Genomic DNA, 18,404 nt, shown 5'->3' on the forward strand with positions numbered 1-18,404 from the left:
TGTTGGTTGATGTGTGAGTTCGTGTCCACCAGTGAACTGTGTCAGTGTGTCTTGTGCGTGCTACTGCTCGCCAGACCCTTGACTTCAATCTCCACCCCTTACAGCAGGTCTGCAAGGCAAAATAATAATATCATAGTTTCATAGATTTGGCAAACTAAAATTCGACAAAAAATTGTTATGCTCATTCACTCAACTAATAGTGCATTAATCACAGCATCCCTCAGCTACTTTCGTGTTTAGGATCTTTAATGACCATACTAAAAACCACTAGTATTTTACTATTAGCCTTCAAGTACCAGGTTCAACTCCAAACACCAAAAAATGTTAGTTAACCATTAACCATTCGAATTTTTAGATTATCAATTCCGATTGCAGTCCATAACTCGTAATATAGGCTGTTTCTTGTGCACGGGTTAGCGCAACATACAACAAACATTTTTCTGCTGTTACGGATTCTTCTTCTGTCACGGAATCGGTCGTATCAATAGCAGTATGCAGCGGAACAATGCGTTTGTTCACCGCGGCAACAAATACATGTTTGAACTCAAGTCCCTTAACACGATGCATGGTTGCCACACGAACTCCCTCTATATTTCTATCATCAATTTTATTACGCTTGATTTCATATGTTCTGATTCCAATAGCTGATAAACCGGAAATATAATCATCAAGCAGTTTATGCGTACGTGCAACTATACATATGTTCTTGAAATCCGTCCCTAATGAATGTAGCCTTTTGATCTCATCTATGATAAAGCCCAGTTCTTCTAATGCAGAATTAAAGCTTTTTACTACAGGTTTAATCCCGTGGGTCAATGATCGGCAACTATCACCGCTATCACTATCAGTATCGAGGTCATCAAAAGGGACTCCTCGTAAAAGTCCAAACGCATACTTTCTAATCTCTTCAGTGGTACGATAATTAATCCTTAAGCGACTGCTTCTTCCACGTACGTTTATTCCACATTTAGATAAGATAACTTTATTTTTATAAATTCGTTGATGGGCATCGCCAACAATAAACATATCATTTTTATGTTGTTCTCCTGCGATTGAACGTAACAAGCGAAACGCATTTATACTTAAGTCCTGTGCTTCGTCTACAATTACTGCGGAGTATTGTAAAACTCCGGGATTCTTAAGAATCATCAATCTACACTCATACATAGCCGTTTCCAAATCTCTGATCTGTCTGTCTTTCATTAAGGCTTGAAACTCTTCGATTACACTCCAGACTTGGATTCGCAATTTTCGATCCAGGCGAGTACCTCTACCAATGCGAGAAGCTTTCATGTAGGTTTCTTTGGTATATGCTTCTTGCACAGAAACAACCTTTGTCCATTCCTCCATATAGAATTGTGAAGTAAGACCTGAAGAATCACCTGCAAGTATTATGGCCTCATCCCAAATTCCGCTTAGCTGTTCATCGTATGCGATCGAGTATGTAAACCCTTGATCCCGCATAAACTGCATAACCCAAGCATCGAGATTAATCACTTCTATACGTCGCAGTTCATCAACAGTACAAATCTTTCGGAGATTTTCTTTTATATCCCCGGCAAGATTTGTAGTATAGGTGGTAAACAATATTTTCCCTTTACCATCTATTTGTGAGGCTAGATACTTTGCGCGATGCATGGCTACGACAGTTTTTCCAGTACCTGCACCACCTATGACACTGGCAGGTCCGGAATAATCTTTTTTTGCAATTTTCTTTTGCGTTGGATGTAGAAAGACCCTCCATTTTTCCAACGGTTCTGCCATGATCCGGCGAAGTTCGTCTTCACCTTCAATGATGACAAAGTTTTTCTGGCTTCTTGCATGATCTAAGGCCGTTGCAAAATTGTTATCTTTACCCGTCTCGTCAGACCCGTCCTCAAAGAGTTGGGACACTTCCTCTACAGTAAATCCATTAGCAAGCCATTCTAAAGATTCATAAGCATCTTCCGGGAATGATTGTTTCAGTGAGAATAGCATTTCCTCGGACACGATGGATCGGACCAACGGAAGTTGTTCTTTAGGAACCCCTAGCGATAAGAGTTCTTTATCGGAAACTCCAACAAATAGATGGTCTTCCTCTATTGAACCAGTTGGGGTCTCCATCGTTATATCGAATACTTGCACGTTACCCGTGGTTGGATTGATCGTACATTTTTTCCTCTGAGCCCACGCATATGCGTCATCATGATGGTCAACCCATAAGAGAAGATAAACACCTGTTTCCTCTTGTCGAACAACAATTCCTCTATACGTATCATCGATACGAACAGAGCAAATCTTATTGTCACTCGCATTCTTGATTCTTTCATAGTTAATACCTGGCGACTGTGGATTGTTTCTAAATTTATTGATGAATTCGGTAACTTTACCCTGAATTTGTCTTGGCAACACCGCAAATGCAGTTAGGAAATCCGAGGATATCGCGACAACCGCTTTCCCCATTAACTTTTACCTCCTTTAATGACGGATGGAATATCATCATTCAAGGTAAACACGGTCCATCCGGCATTTTCAAATACATCCTTACTGTCAATTTGCTCCATCAACAATGCGGCAACCTTCTCTGATTCCCAAGCCATTTCGCATTCGGCAATAACAGCATCTTTCACATCCGTTAGCTCATATCCGACAGATGAAGGAACTCTTACATTCTTGGATTGCAACTTAATGGCTAGTTCTGAAGCTTCATCGTCAAATAGGTTCTGCTTGATTTCCGACCATTCATCAGGGGCAGACGATAACAGTTCATCAACATAATCATTCGCGGGACTATGTAGATTAAGCAATTTGCTGTAAATCAACTGTTGAATGCCGTCTGTCGTGACACCCACGAAGTTATCCGAAAACTGCATGAGATTATAAAATTGCCAAAATCCGTTCCAATCTGCTTCATACTTGTCAGTTCTCGATTCGCTTATATCCTGCAACAAAGCACACACGATAGGAAGTGCATCACCCTTTTTCTCTTTCATCTCAGAAGTCTTGATCCCTGAGAAAATCTTGAGATTAGCGTTTGACATTCGGGGAGTCCAAGTTCCAAATATACATTCGTTCAATATAAAATCGGAATCAAGTCCCTGGAAATCTTCAAGTAGTTCTTTGATCTTTCCATACCATTCATCATAAGCAATCCGATCCGTAGCTTTACGTGCATCTAATAAGGATAGGGATACCGCCTTGGCATGAACCTTAAACAGCTTCTCCGGTTCTGACATTTCCAAATAGTGCATTAGCAGCTCCATTGGAGTTGCTTTATCTGGCCGCAATGCTTCCGCACCACCGTGTTCAACTGTTCGCTTGTACATTGACGAACCCGAAGGCATATTTTCCGGCAGCAAGGTCAACGTGGCGTAATCCCCCTGATTATTGAACGCACTTTGAATATCTCTCCAGCTTAGAGTCCATACACGAAACTGATTGCTTCTTCTAATGGCCTCCCTCTTCAGGGTATCATCTGCACAGTTATCCTTATGAAATAAGAAGCCATCCGTATAGATTGCAACCGGCCGTTGCCCACTGAATTTTCTTCTCGGCCATAATACAAAATCTGCACGAGATTTTACGGATACGCCATATCGCTCGTCAAGGAGGACTTGAGGCTCGATGTCCCATGCGCATTCTCCGACTTTCAAGGAATAGCCTTCCTTAAGATTAATAAGAGCTTTATCAATTTTTACAGTTCTATTCTCATTCCCCATCATCTCAAGAGCTTGGATAAATTGACGCTCGAGCTCGCTTTCAAAGAGCGAATTCACGGGAACGTTCCCCAATTTGTCAATTTGTTCAATATTATCTTTGCCGCTAAGTATTTGGCGCAATAAATGAATGGCGGTCTTTCTAGAGATTTCGCCTATATTCTGACTCTGACGATAAGCAAATAAGCAACGGTAACAACCATCCTTCTGCAAATCTTCTTTACAGTTGCAATTTTCAAGTACCGTGAGGGCTTTTTCGAAGATTTCAATTAAAGCGTGATCTTGTTGCAGTAATTGCTTCAAGTAACCCGTTCCGCCAGGTACTGAATCAAATAGTACGAGGTATTGTTTGCGATAACCTGCATCCTGTACTGGAACTTCCGTTAGTGTCGCTCGCAGATGATCGACATTTCCGAAGTACTCTTTCATCCCAAGCATGAACGCTGCAATGAAGGATTCTTGCCTTGTCTTTGTAAAATCGAGGGTTGTTGCAGGAACAAGAATTCTCAACACTTCAGTTGTAAATTCCCGGTATAAGAACAGATACTCCTCATAGGGTTCATGATCTCCCGGTTGCGGATTCTTGGCACGGCATGTAAACGTATGATCTGGAGCACCATTATTCGTTTGTATACGGCCGCAGTATTTACAGATCCTGAACCCTTTTCTTACCTCTTCTACTCCGGAAACCGTAAGTTTCTCCCCCTGCACGTCACTTTCGCCGAAGTTAATTTCCCTCAGAGTAGCTTTCTTTACGAACTCGTATCCAAATTTAAATTCATCATTATCCATGCGGTATGCTTTGACTATATCTTGATCCTCGTCGACATCCACAAGCAATTGCTTACAGTAGAATACCGAGCTGCGATCATCACTTTCATCGCCGATTTGGGCTTTGTCATACGGCATATTGGAGTATACCATCTTGACTTTAAGCATCGTTCTAACCTGACCAGCATCTGCCCATCCAGGGCTACCACATCTCGGGCATGCGGCAGCATGCGTAAGGTGTGTATTCTCCTCGGCGTGTGAACAGTTCGGACAAAGCCGCCATTTCGTCGGCTGAGCCGTCGTCGTGTCAATCTGATTAATTTGCAGCTTCTTTCCATCCACATAAAAGTTATTGGCTGGTGCAAATTCACTCAGTGCGGATGAGGCACTTCTGCTATATTCAAAGACCATCTTTTCGTATTTGCGATTCTTATTCTCCTCTTCGTTGCCCGCAGGCTCTTCTTTTCGAAAGAGTACAGCCTTCAAGACGATTCCCGCTTCCGGAAAAGCATAGTTTGGCAGAAGTCCCTCATCTGACATGAAATTATACACGTTCTTGTTGTTGAGACTCTTGACTACATTACTGAGAGCATATAATTCGCTCTTCAACTCTTTGATTTCTTCCTCGTACGACGAGTCTTTCGGCCTATTCTCAATAATTTTAGTTAATTCTTTCAATTGCTTTATATTCGTATATAATGAATCTCTTTGCGATAGTAGGGATTCGAACGCCTCCAGAATTTTCATATGCATCGGACTTTCTTCCAGACCATTGCCCTTAGCAAAACGTTCAAGTTCCCGAATCGAATCCTCATCCAGTCCATCATTTGAGCGATCAAATAGTTGTATGAAGGTTCGAATGAGGCTTGAAAGGTTGCTCTGTACAAATTGCAGAAAGTTAAAAGGATATATATCGGGGGAGCGTTGCGTCAACTTGTTCAAGCAGATTCCCACACGATCCGGAATTGCCTTATCCGGCACCCCCCGTTTGATCCAACTGTCCATGCAATAGGCAACGAATTGACGCTCCAGCACTGCGGAAGCACGAAGATAGATTTTGGGCGGTTGAACCGTACCCTGAATCATCTCCATCGGTTCAGCATAAAAGTAAAGATCATGAGGTCTTGCATTCGATACTACAATCGTCAACGCATTGCCATCTTTACGTCCCGCACGGCCAGTTCTTTGCAAGAATTGGGCCTGCGCAGGGGGCATACTGCACAACACTACGGTAGACAAGTCGCCAATGTCAATCCCCATCTCCAATGTGGGGGTACAGGAAAGTAAATTGGCATCCCATGGCTTCCGTTCGTCAATGTTTCGTTTAAATATGCGTTCCAGCTCTTCACGATTATCCCGCTCTAATAAGCCCGTATGCTCCCGCGCATTAACACGAATCAAATCGCCATTACAGTATAGTTTTCCATAGTAGCCAAGCTCCTGTTCTTCGTCTTCAACCAAATGGCCACCACAAGTATGGCGAATACAAGGTGCTCCGACCCACGAGGTCCTATTCTCTTCTGAAGCTGAGACACCTGTGCCACATTGATCACAAACCAACTGGCTCACATCTATTGAAATACGAACGGCAGATTTATTAATGGCATAAACTGCGTAAGCGGGCGGTGACGGGAGCGTTTCAACAATACCTCCCCTGATAAGTTCACTCAATATAATTTCTGCAATATGTTCCGCAACATCTTCACCTATTAAGGGTTCGTCAATGCAAGCATCGATCCAGTAGGCGTATTTAGAATTCCCCTTAAGCGCATCAAAGCTCCAAAGCCGTTTCGAACCTTCATTCAGCTTATAAATAAAACGGGGGATATTTCGTCCTGCCGCTGTACCCGGCATCCATTTTGTTTTGTCATTTGAGAGTAGATAAGCTTTCCCCTCATTCATGGTAAATGTATTAAAGACGGAATCATGAAAAGCTCCATTTGACCGCATGATATGTAAAAACCCAACAACCATACGTTGGAAGAGTTCAGGCTGACTCTTGGTTAGCGCGCCCAGCTCATTTATGGTTCTTTCCCTTATCCGATCCGCTAATTCTCCGATTTTGTCCCCATCGAAGCTTAATACGGAACAGCCAGACTTTTCCAGTGTTCTGCCGATGCGGGAACTCATTCCATATTCCAGCATAATCTCATATTTGATTCGTTTTTCTATTCCTTCCATGAGGCGATTTGCCTCAACGCCATGCCCAAGAACTCCTGCTGTTTTCATTCTTTCATAGGCGCTCATCCAAGTCATATTAGGCGCAATGAAAAAACTAACGAATTCTTCATTCGTCAGGTTCTTGTGCCAGTATTCAATAAACCGCATTTGAAATTGATCCAGGGATAATCCTTTTCCTTCACGAAGGGCAAACCGTTGAATGGCACCGCGTAAACCAAATTTCCACGTACGGGAATTAAAAAATCCCGCTCTGTGTGCAGCATCCTGGACATTATCAGAGAAAGCAAGCAGTTTCTTATCGTCATTGAATTTTGAAGAGTATAGTTGAGTAACTTCCGCACTAATAGCCGTGGCACTCCTCAAACCCATTAGGGACAATCCATGCCTACTGTTGCAAAACGGACAAAAAAATTGCTTGTTTTCACCTTTACCTACAATATTGTTTAGCGGCAATAGAACCGAAATGCTTCTATTCCCACAAGAAGAACAGTGCTTGCCTCCCTCCCCCAGGTCAAGCTGTAGACAATCCGTACATAGACGGGCTGGAATCATACCCGGTGGTTTGGCTTTTTCATTGGAAGGGTAGACCATTTTCACTTTACTATCTTGGCTAAAATACAAATTATAGAAGGTGTCCAAGTTAACCATTGCCATATTATTTCTTTCATTCAGGATACCAACCCAACCGGTCTCCCCGCAATCCCGACAGTTAACGACAGGCAAATATTGTTTCGCCTGATGTTCATTCAAGTCTGTTGCAAGTGCATACTCAATATGATCTTCACTGACTTTGGCAAGTAATCGCCTGAGTTCCCTCATCCAAAACTGCACCTGAACATCCACTAATTTGCGCAAACTTCCTTCTGTTCCGATTCTTGCATGAGAAATCAAAGCAAATAATGCATCAAGTGCGATTGAGGGATTGCTCAACCTCGAAATATGAGGAAATCTCTCTTTGAGTTGCTCGCAGATATATTCTACATGAACATAGTTGTTTTCCATGAGCCCCAGCATATCCTGCATGAAGCTGTGCTTCATTAATTGCCGGCCCATTCTAAGCCTTGCATCGGCATTCATGATATTCGATTTGTCAAATCGATCTTCAAACCAGCATTCAGCCGCGCCTTGCAGATAGGCCTCCAACTCTCCTTCGTTGATAAGCGACACCAGCTTCTGGCATTGTTCTTCCGAAGGAAAAGAGAAGTCTTCCATCTCATGCCCCGAGAAAAATTCCGAAGCAGTCAATCGATCTTCTGTAATAACCGCGTTTTCCTCGAAGGCCTCGCCAAAGATGCTGCTGGCATAGTCTCTGATATATCGTGCACTTTCTTTAGACCCCATCGTTGCTGATGTTCCCACACAGCACAAATAACCTTGCTGCGTATATAGTCGAGCTTTTAGACGTCTCAATAAGCAAGCTAAATCCGTACCCTGTGCTCCGTCAAAGGTATGAAGTTCATCAACAGCTATATATTTCAAAGTGTCAGGACGATTGGCTGCCCATAACGACGCGTCTTTCGGACGTACTAATAAATAATCAAGCATTTTGTAATTGGTCAACAGGATATCCGGAGGATTTGCCAACAACGTTTCATGATCGGTAATAATCCGATCCTTGCTCATCGTACGAGAGGCCTTCGCCTCATACCCTCCTACGTACATACCGGCGCTAACATTTCCGCGTAATTCCGGACTTTCATCGATAAGCTCTGCAATGCGTTTCGCTTGGTCAGAAGCGAGGGCGTTCATCGGATAGATGATCAGTGCCTTAATACCAGGTTCGCCGCGGTGACGGTAACAATACTCCAAGATAGGATAGAGGAAACATTCCGTCTTACCGCTACCCGTCCCTGTCGCAATCAAAGTGGATCGCCCGTCTTCCCCTGTTAGCCGTTCGAATGCCCGTTGTTGATGCAAATAGGGTTTGTGTTTGGGATGGATCGCATCAAATTGAACGGACTCCTCCTCCGCTACCCTGAACGGCAGACGCACGGCGACATACGGATCGCGGAATACGGCGTTCTTCGTATCCAGCATCTTCGACAAAGTACCTTTGAATGCGTAATTCGACATTGGGAAGGTCGTTTCGATATAATCGCATAACCCTCCCTGCAATTGCCTTGCAAGCACTGAAGGTATCAAGTACAATCTCCCCCTTAGTAACGACGTAGAAAATACTATTATTTATATTTTTTCTCAAAGAATGCCCACGCTGTCTCGTAATCCTGTTCCCGATCACATCGATCAAAGGGGGCCACATATTCAATGGTGCGCTCTACAGGGCCACCGGGCATCGTATCATCGGTAATTGTGCGATAGAACTTTTCACCCGCTTGTCCATGCTTAATCGGTTCAAACTCTGCACGGCTGAACCCTACCCCTGTTAAACTGCGGTTGTTAGTAAATACGATTCTACCATTTTGATCGTACCATGTATCCGCTTCGTATTGCTGTAATACAGGGAATTGGATGCGATATATGGTTTTCAGTTGTTCCAGTGTCATCCCCAATGCCATTGCGGTTAGAACATCAATCTCTACAAGTGCTTGTCTGCGTTCATAGTCAGTGCGTAATGGTGTTCCCCATGTCCATTCAGGATTGAGGGATGTAAACTTTTCGGGTCGTAAACGAGGGTCCGATTTAGACCATGATATGCTAATAAACTTACTATTGAATTGTTTTTTCCATAACTCACTATAATATTCAGTTATACAATTTAGTAACAAAGTTCGCAGAATCAATTCTTGATTAAATTCTGATAATACGATTGGCAAACCGGCGATGCTATCTATATTACAATTAGACTTCCCCATAACCTTAATAATAAAATCATATGGAATTGACGACCATAATCCACATGACAAAATCATGTCTTCTAAATTCCTAAACACAAACCCAATCAAACCATGAATATGTCCAACATTGGGTGGAATTATAGCACAGTTCATTGTTCTCTCTTGTTTTAGATTGAGCATTTTCCTACAAACTAGTCGATAACTTAAAAGATATTTTTCTCCCCATGGTGTCACTGGACTCCTTTTCGCATACTCTTCAATAGAGCAAATCGGAGAATAATTTGTTCTTTGTATATACTGACTGTCAATCGAAGAAAGGTCTATTGTTTCATAATCAGCCTTTTGTATACAAATACGACGTGGTGTTTTCGCATAAGGATTACTTACTGCAATATGTGGACCTGAGCATATAAGTCCAAGATTATCGTCTGGAAATTTGGTGTTTCTATCTATAGTTCCATCATTTTGAGAGTATGTTTCATGCCACAATTCACTAGGAAATACATCCCTATCTCTTACATGTACTTCATGATCATCAGTATTTGCAAAACATCTAACTGTTTGAAGGAGCTGAATTGTATGTAGTGCCATTACTCTGGTCTGCAAGTAATTTGCTTCCTCACCAAATATGCATGCAAATGTATATAAATCTTCTTCATGAATGGAGATAATACGATCCTTATGCCCTGCAACGTTCCATTCGTTATTTTTGTTTTTAATTCCTTCTGCTACCCCTTCACCATTAGATTGGTAACATAAATCAATAGTTAAAGGATCAAAGAGATTGGAAATCATATCGAAACCGACTTTTTTTGAATTAGTATTTATATAAATATTTAAGCTAAACACGGTAGGATGGCCAATGTCTGTAAAAAGTAGTTTTTCATTAATAAATTGAAAATGCTTTCTAACTTTACGATATAACTTTTCCCTTAAAGTTCCACCATTAGGATCGTCATAAACACCATCAGGGTGTATAAAAGCAGAAACACCCATTCCCCTACAAAAATCCCAAGATTGAGGTAGAAAACATTTATAAAGATTAGGTTGTTGCCCTTTAAGATCGGAATAATTCTGAATGGCATTCAAAAAGTTCTGTGTGCCCAAAATGCTCTCATATTCACTTAAATACAACTCTTTTGTAGTAACATTTTTAAGAGCTTCCGCCCTATTATATGTTATTTGCGTCGCTGATAGGTTTTTAATTGCAAACATAGGCTGTTGATCGGAAAGTATACCCTGTTCATTCCATTCCAACTTAATCCATGGCGGATTTCCGATTATCAGATCAAACCCACCTCGCTCGGCAAACAAGTTTGCAAACTCCAACTCCCAGTGCAAAAACTTCTGCTTGTCTGCAATTTCCTTTACTAACGCAAGACGAGGTTGCTGCTGGCACAGTTTGGGAATATCCACTATGCCCATGCCTGAATACAATTCATTAATATCTATAACCAGTTGTTCATGTTCGGTTGGGAACAAGGAAAGCTGACCCATTTTTACAGTTTCACTAACACCCTTATAGGTTTGAATTGTGCCTTCCAGTATCAAATACATATCCGCGATAAATTCGCTTCTCGAGGGCATAAGATCCGCTTTGTCGATAGGCCAGAACCAAAGCGAACACCAATAGTCCATTGCAAATTTGAGCCTTGCATAGGGCCCTGCATTGATCTGCTCCTCTGATTTATAGAGCGTTTTATAGATCAAGTCCTTCTCGCGGATTGTCGTACGAGACGATTCCATTTCTGCCTTCTGACCATAAACTGTAATGGCATCAAATGTTTTATCATTCACTTCATTACGCAACTTAACCTGCTTTTCCCACAATTCATCAATAATTCCGGACAAGCGCAATAGGTTTTGGATATCGTCCTCATCATATGGCCGGGTAAACTTCTTGTTCCAATCTTTTATCGATTTCAATTCATTAGGCGCAAGTTCTTTAATGACTTTATCCGTATAGCTTGCCATACCGGGATCGCCCGTCAGGAAATGATACACCTGCTTTCTGGACATCCGTTTATGGTCCATGGGAACACGATCCGGTGCATTATCGTACCAGCGTATACCTCTGGAAGCGGTTTGCAGCTGTTCGATCCGATAGCACTGTCTTCTCGCTCCAATCAAAGAGTTGCCGCATACCAGCTGCGTTCCGAACCATGGCACGTAACCGCCCTTATGGATGGTATTCAGCCATAACGAAACCTCCGCGAGCTCTACGGCAATCGGGTTCAAGTCAATGCCGTATACATTATGATCTGCTATATACATCTTGACTTTCTGCAGCTGATTGAATCGCTCCTCATGAGAGATCGATTCCCCAAGCTCCTTCTGCTTCTTGTCTAGATAAGTCTCTGCCAGCTGATTGATGGCTTCATTCAAGAATGCAGCACTGCCCATGGCGGGCTCACAGATGGTGAGATTTAGAATTTCGTCGGCCGTTTTTCCTTCAAGCAATTCTTTTAGAGCATACTTAACCAGACATTTCGTGAGAACTTCAGGCGTGTAGTAGGAAGCGGATTTTTCGCGTTCACGTCCGGCAAGACGATAAATAAATGCGCCCTTCTCATATTTGCGCAGCTTTCCATCCGAATGACGGGCACGTTCGTCCTCTGTATAATTCTCGAGTTCATGCTCCGGGACAAAATACCCTACATCCAGTTCATCAATTTCATCACGCGCTCGCTTGACTTCAAATAAGGTTTCCTGCGCAATAAACCCACGATACGACAACAAGGCTTCGTATATAGCCCCCATCTGGTTGATGCCTAGAGCCGCATAGGAAATACGACCGCGACGGTCGTTTCTTCTCCCTGTGGGACGAGTGATGCTCATTAGATCAATTATCTTAAGCATCACGCGATTTCTCAATTTGGCAATCGTAAGAAGAGGTGTATATTCCGGGTCGAATATATGTGCCTTTAGAGGCTCAATTACAAACAGGTGATGTAAGGACTCCGAAGAAGACAATTCCTTCAATTCTTCCTCAGTCTTGGGGTAACCGTTGTATATTAAATCGAACAGCTGCGAAAGGGTTTCCTGCAGGAAATATCCCTCTCCGACTTCGCTAGTTTCTTCTCGAACAGAATCTGCAATGTCCCTTAGGCTCTCAAGGGAATACCCCTGCACATAAGCTTGCGATTTCATCGGAGCATAACCGAGTTCAGGTCGAGCTTCGATAAAAAGCATAAACAACATCCGATACATAAAACGCAGGCATTGAATAGATAAATCTCCAGCATCAACGGGATTTTCCCTAAGGTCTATCCCTAGTCGATGGGTCCGATCATAAAGAACTTCGTTGCCAAGCAGTTCGATCGATTCTCGCAATGCATATTTTAAGTCCTGGGAAACCCCACTAGCGTGCTTATGGCTGTTTTCTTCAAGGGCATCCAACAGTGGATTCCCTTCTTCAGGACACAGACTTTCCCTGTGCAATAAGACACTCATCGCCTGCAACGTACTCTCTTCACGGCGGCGGAATATCTCCTCGATGTCGAATTCTAAGTATCTTTTCTCATTCCACTTGTTCCGATCAAGGAGTGCGATTGCATTTTCGCCAATCACAATCAACCACCGGGGGGGCTCCGGCAGGGAAAAGAACAGTTTGGTCGCCATATCTTCGTTAGTAAAATATGACTTATTCCCTTCATGACCTTCAACCGAAGTTGCATCAAAACAATATTCATGCAACAACGCGGTGTCTTCATCTGAATCTGAATGTGACAGCATGATCCAGAGCAACGGTGCTCCGTTGTGCTTTTTTATTTCCGAATAGATGTGGGCATGATTCTGCCCATCATCTAGTGGTATTGTAAAGGATTCCGATTTTTCATAGCCAAGTGCAGCCATATATATATCGGCCATATCCCGAATAAGAAGATACCTTTGTGACGAACGTGCGCGGGAGCTTCTATCGCGCATGACATAATAGTGTTGTCCAGACTCGCGTAGCAACGACCAAGGAGTCCGAATGTTTTCGTTTTCCTTTGCCGTTGTCCGCCAAGTGCTGATCGATTCAGCCGCATTCTCTTCAAAGATCGAATTCAAATAATGGTTGGTATAATACTCGTTCACATTCCTGATTCCAGTTAAATCAATTGCCATATCAGTTCACTCCCGTAAGAACTGCAATAATCCGCAGATATGGATTGTCCTTTATTTCCAGCGTATCTCGTACCCATTCCGTAAACTCATTAAATATTCGCTCTACTTCACGTTCCTTGGCGCTTTTCCTTCGGTCGTCTTCAAATAACGATAGCTGGTAATCCTTATGCCGCTCCTCGAGCGCAGACAGCTTATCGATTTCCGCACTAATCTCTGGATTAATTCGGTTACGGTACTCTTCGCTATATCGTTTCAGCACTTTTTGTGCTTGGAACACAACAGATGGCAGCAGGGCTTGAGCAGTTTCCCTGCTTGCTTCAGAAAGCCTATTCCTGTTAGGAGTATCACTTCTCCCAAAGCCGGACATGGCAATTAGTTGCTCCATCGTCAGTTCTTCCGTAAAACGCCCGTCGACGTATCGAAGACCAAACCATTCATCTACAACCGGAGTTGATTTTCGATTTGGTATGGTTCCGGCCACAATATAGAGAAATTCATTCTCAGATAATTTGCCGGACAGGCCAACTATGGGGGCTTCTCCTCTGCCGTAGAGGAGTCCGGCCTTGTCATTGACCCATTCAAAAATAGGATGGAGCGGCCACAAATATTGAGTCTGGGGCCAGGCTGTATCTTCCATATTGTTCTGCATGCTGCGTTTCATCTCATCCATACAGAACTGTTTGTCTGGACTTAAACGCATGAAGTCGGCTTTCGGCAGTGCTTCTACCGGGAGTACAGCTTTTAATCTTCGATTTAATTCGGGGGTAACGGTTATTTCAAGTCCCGTAACTGTTTGCAGCTCTTGCACCGGATTTTGTTCAGTCTGCGAGAAATAGAGGAGCGCGTTTTGTAAATAATCCTTATCCCCGTAGAGAGTCTCCTCATTTACCACAGTTGGAGGCTCTTCATCAGACGATGCACCTTGCATTAATAGTTCAAACGGGTCGAAATCATCTGCCGTCTCATCAATTTGTTTGCTGAATTCATCAGCGCTTATCCCCTGTTCAATAGCAGTTGCCGTAATGAGTTCTTCTTCTTCGACATTGAATGTTCCCATCAACAAGGTTGGGTCCCCAATGTTTTTATAGGCCTGTTCCTCCTTGGCAACAAGAATCTCCATTATTCTCATGTCGCCGCGGATCTTTTCATTCTTGCTGTTAATAAGAAAATAGCGAATATCAGGCTGCTCTTTCTGACCATAGCGATCGATACGCCCATTTCTTTGTTGAAATACCATGAGTGACCACGGAATATCAAAATGGATTAATCGATGACTTAGATAGTGCAGATTGATTCCCTCTGAAGCCACATCTGAAGCGACTAGAATCCGGATCGGGGATTCCTCGCGCCCAAAATCTTCAACAATTTTCTGCTGATCGGCATCACTCATGCCACCATACATTTCTTTAATGATATTTTCATTCAATCCAAGATCTTTGCGAAGCTGGGCTGCAAGGTAGCGCATTGTTTCAATTCTTTCAGTAAATATCACAATCCGGTCGTCTTTCCTTTTAACGTTCCATCCATAGTTCTTATCCTGCAACAAGTCCAATAGTTTCTGGTAGCGTGAAAAGGATGACGGTTCTATTCGGAGTAAGGCACTTTTGAGCTTTTCAAGCTTCGCAATATCACCTATAGGGCTTGCACCGTATTTTTTATGAAGCTTCTTTAATCGTTCATCAATACTTTTTATACAAGCTGCGGGGCTAGAAAACATAGCCTTTTCAAGGCTTGTCTTAAATAATTGTCCGGCGATACGAGTGCTTGTGGTATCCATTTCAAGCTGCATTTCAGCAAACACCTGGAAAGCACTTTCTTCCTCAGGGGATGCATCACACTTTTCAATGCTAACCTTTCTTTCTTTAAAAGAACCTTTAATCTGATCTTTTACATCCTTTTTAAACCGTCGAATACAAAGCCCCTTAATATCCTCCTTGGAATAATCGTGAGGATTGGCTATCGCAGTTGGATCAAGCATATTCATCAAGGAGGCGAAACTTTCACTTCGTCCGTCATGGGGAGTAGCCGAGAGCATGATCAACGTATCGGAGCGCTCTGATAGCAATTTTGCAAGCTTTGCCCTCTGTGCCTGCCGTCCTCCCCTTTCAGCCACATTATGGGCTTCATCAATCACAATAATATCCCACCATGCATTCTCCAGGTGCGTTCTGTATTCGAGGTCTCGTTTCAAGGTGTCTATCGAAACAATGGTTTTATCATAATAAAAAAAGGGGTTATAATTAGAAGGTAGCTCCGAACGAATCTTAGCGATATGATTCGAATCAAGACGCACTAATGGAATTGTAAATCTGTTCCACAGCTCCTTCTGAAATTGCGTCATCATACTTTTTACTGTTACGACAAGAATCCTCTTTCCTTTTCCCCTGGCTATCAATTCAGCCATCAAAATACCCGCTTCAAGCGTTTTGCCAAGGCCCACGGTATCTGCTATGAGTACTCTTTGGCGTGGACGCCGAAGAGCAACTTGAGCCGGTTCAAGTTGGAAATTCATTAAATCCATCGCTGCTTTTCCACCGACGTGAAGCATGGAGTTTGTCGGAATTTTTTGACGCCATTTGCTTTCCACAAACAGTCGGGATTTTTTGAAAAACGGAGAATCGTCAACGACTAGCCTGGTTTTTGCAGGATCAACCTGTTCTATTGTTTCGATATCGGTAAGAAATATCGCTTCCTTGTCCTTTACCAACTTAGATATTCCTACACAGTAAATCGTTTTTCTGTCCAAACTATTGGTTTCAACCTTTTTTATCATCCACTCTTCATCGCGGATAATAACGCGCATGCCTGGAGCGTAATCTATCATTTATCACACCTCGTTTATCAAAGCAGTTATATTGTTCCGTTAACTGAAGAACCCTTGAATATTTTAATATAGAATATAGAGATTAAGATTACATAATGATAATTACAGGTCTAAGTATACCACTTCAATAAAGAAATTCTCTTAAATCTCAGAATTCCTTTCCCCATAAGGGCTAAAATATAGCCAATCGTTGCCCGAATAGGCGGTGTAAAATAGTTTGTGTAACCAGTAATTGGGCCTAGCTAGGCAACAAAAAAGTAGGGTATTCTCGGAATTGCTGAAGTCACCAAGAAAGGAACCCTACTCATGGAAACTATACAACAAAGTATGATGTCAGATCTATTTGAAAATCTTGTTACTAAGTTTGTGAAAGACAATTTGGAATCCATCATGAAGGCCGAGATCAAACACTTCATGGAGAATCGAGAAGATAAAGAGAAACCCAATAGTCGCAACGGATACTATCCACGTACGCTCCATACGAAGTACGGTCTAATCGAAGAACTACAAGTTCCTCGGGATCGGAATAGTGAGTACCAAACGCAACTGTTTGAACCGTATCAAAGGCGCGATGGCTGGCTTGAAGAAGCTGTGATCCAGATGTACAAATCCGGCATGGGAACCCGTGATGTGGCTCGCTTCATTGAGAGTATGTTTGGCAGCCACTATTCACCCACCACGGTCAGTAACATCACGGCTACGGTGCTGGAGGATATCGAGCAATGGAGAGCCAGGCCTTTGCAGAAGCGTTACGCAATCATCTACCTAGACGGCATGTATATCAAGCTCAAGCGAAGCACAGTCAAAGGTGAAGTAATCTACTTTGCCATGGGCATCGACGAGGAAGGTCACAGGCAGATTCTTGGCTTCTACGTAGGCGGTCAAGAAAGTGCTAACGGTTGGCGAGATGTCCTGAAGGATCTCTACAAGCGTGGAGCTCTGGAAGTGCTGCTCGGTGTATTTGATGGCCTCCCTGGCTTAGACGATGCATTCAGGGAGACTTACCCCAGGGCAGATGTACAGCACTGCGTTGTTCATAAAGTGCGAGCGACATTCCCTAAGATCCGCGTGGTGGACAAAACAGACTTCATCAATGATCTGAAGACCATCTACAATGCGCTTGATCACGATCTGGCGCTTGCTGCCTTTGACACCCTCAAAGCCAAGTGGGGCAAGCGGTACCCGCGTGAAGTCCGATCCTGGGAAGAGCAACTGGATACATTGCTCACGTTCTACAAGTATCCAGCTTCTCTTAAGAAGGCCATCTACACATCCAATGCAATAGAGCGCATGAACATTCCGCAAGCGTCTGAAGCCAATGAATAGTCTAACGAATCTGGATGCGGCAGAGAAGATCATCTATCTCGACAGCCAGGAGTACAATGATCAGTACGCAGATCGCGTGACTCCGGGGTTTGGCATCACTGAGGTTAAGAAGCATCTCAATAAGCTCTTCGAGGAACGGTACCCTTCCATTGATGAAAAGACGGAGGAATAAAAAACCAACTCCCGCGCCTTCGCTTGAGCTATGCTCGCCACAATCGTCTGAACATTCACACACTATCTTTCTTCATCACTCAGATGGATATTCCTACCCATTACACAAACTTCTTGACGCTACCCCCGAATATGGGTATGGTGCATGTTCCGTAGTTCATTCGTATCTTCTCCACCAGTAAACCTAGTATTGGTAATTTTATGCCCAAATAGTCCGTTAGTATTATAAATTCGACTTTTCGAGCAATTTCCCTTCAGAAGTTATGGATTATGATGAATCCGCTTATCCATGAGGATCGCGTAAATATAGGATGGTCCTCTTAAATGCTGAATTTTTATAGTATTGGATAACGGAAAGAAGGCTAAGGCTTCTTGTAGTAGATTTTTGGAAATCTGAACATTCGTCCTATCTGGAAAAATCATATTTCCCTTCAATCGATATGTAAATTCGCCGCCGCGTATTTGGCGGAATACTTCTCCTTCATGCGCTAACACATTTGCCCAAACAGTCTCGATATCTAACACGTTAGC

At 42.9% G+C, this 18,404-nt stretch carries 5 protein-coding genes and 1 pseudogene; 1 reads left to right on the plus strand and 5 read right to left on the minus strand.

The window, feature by feature from the left end; all coding sequences use genetic code 11:
* Positions 1–351 precede the first annotated feature (351 nt).
* Genes PVA01S_RS17300 through PVA01S_RS17315 form a run of 4 tightly spaced genes read right to left on the minus strand, consistent with a single transcriptional unit; the run spans position 352 to position 16,376 of the window.
* Positions 352–2,442: a UvrD-helicase domain-containing protein gene (locus PVA01S_RS17300; protein WP_127608653.1), complete on the minus strand. Its 2,091-nt coding sequence runs from the start codon at positions 2,440–2,442 to the stop codon at positions 352–354.
* Positions 2,442–8,789 carry a DEAD/DEAH box helicase gene (locus PVA01S_RS17305; protein WP_127608654.1) on the minus strand — a complete coding sequence of 2,116 codons (6,348 nt, stop codon included), beginning with the start codon at positions 8,787–8,789 and terminating at the stop codon, positions 2,442–2,444. Before PVA01S_RS17305 ends, PVA01S_RS17300 begins: the two co-directional genes overlap by 1 nt.
* Positions 8,790–8,827: 38 nt before the next feature.
* A complete protein-coding gene (locus PVA01S_RS17310; protein WP_127608655.1) occupies positions 8,828–13,552 on the minus strand; it encodes an Eco57I restriction-modification methylase domain-containing protein in 4,725 nt (1,574 codons plus the stop codon).
* A gap of 1 nt (position 13,553) precedes the next feature.
* On the minus strand, positions 13,554–16,376 hold the full coding sequence (locus tag PVA01S_RS17315; protein WP_127608656.1) for a DEAD/DEAH box helicase: 2,823 nt from the start codon (positions 16,374–16,376) through the stop codon (positions 13,554–13,556).
* A gap of 306 nt (positions 16,377–16,682) precedes the next feature.
* Between PVA01S_RS17315 and PVA01S_RS17320 the strand changes: the two are divergent.
* Positions 16,683–17,874: pseudogene (locus tag PVA01S_RS17320) on the plus strand (IS256 family transposase).
* A 260-nt stretch (positions 17,875–18,134) separates the two neighbouring features.
* Here PVA01S_RS17320 and PVA01S_RS17325 read toward each other — a convergent pair.
* Positions 18,135–18,398 (minus strand): hypothetical protein, encoded by a 264-nt coding sequence (locus PVA01S_RS17325; RefSeq protein WP_244932982.1) that lies wholly within the window; start codon positions 18,396–18,398, stop codon positions 18,135–18,137.
* Positions 18,399–18,404: the final 6 nt, after the last annotated feature.

The organism is Paenibacillus validus NBRC 15382 (genome assembly GCF_004000985.1).
Classification (GTDB): Bacteria; Bacillota; Bacilli; order Paenibacillales; family NBRC-103111; genus Paenibacillus_G; species Paenibacillus_G validus.

Coding starts and splice junctions, on each gene's coding strand:
- PVA01S_RS17300 (WP_127608653.1), bottom strand. CDS start 2,442: ATGGGGAAAGCGGTTGTCGCGATATCCTCGGATTTCCTAACTGCATTT.
- PVA01S_RS17310 (WP_127608655.1), bottom strand. CDS start 13,552: ATGGCAATTGATTTAACTGGAATCAGGAATGTGAACGAGTATTATACC.
- PVA01S_RS17315 (WP_127608656.1), bottom strand. CDS start 16,376: ATGATAGATTACGCTCCAGGCATGCGCGTTATTATCCGCGATGAAGAG.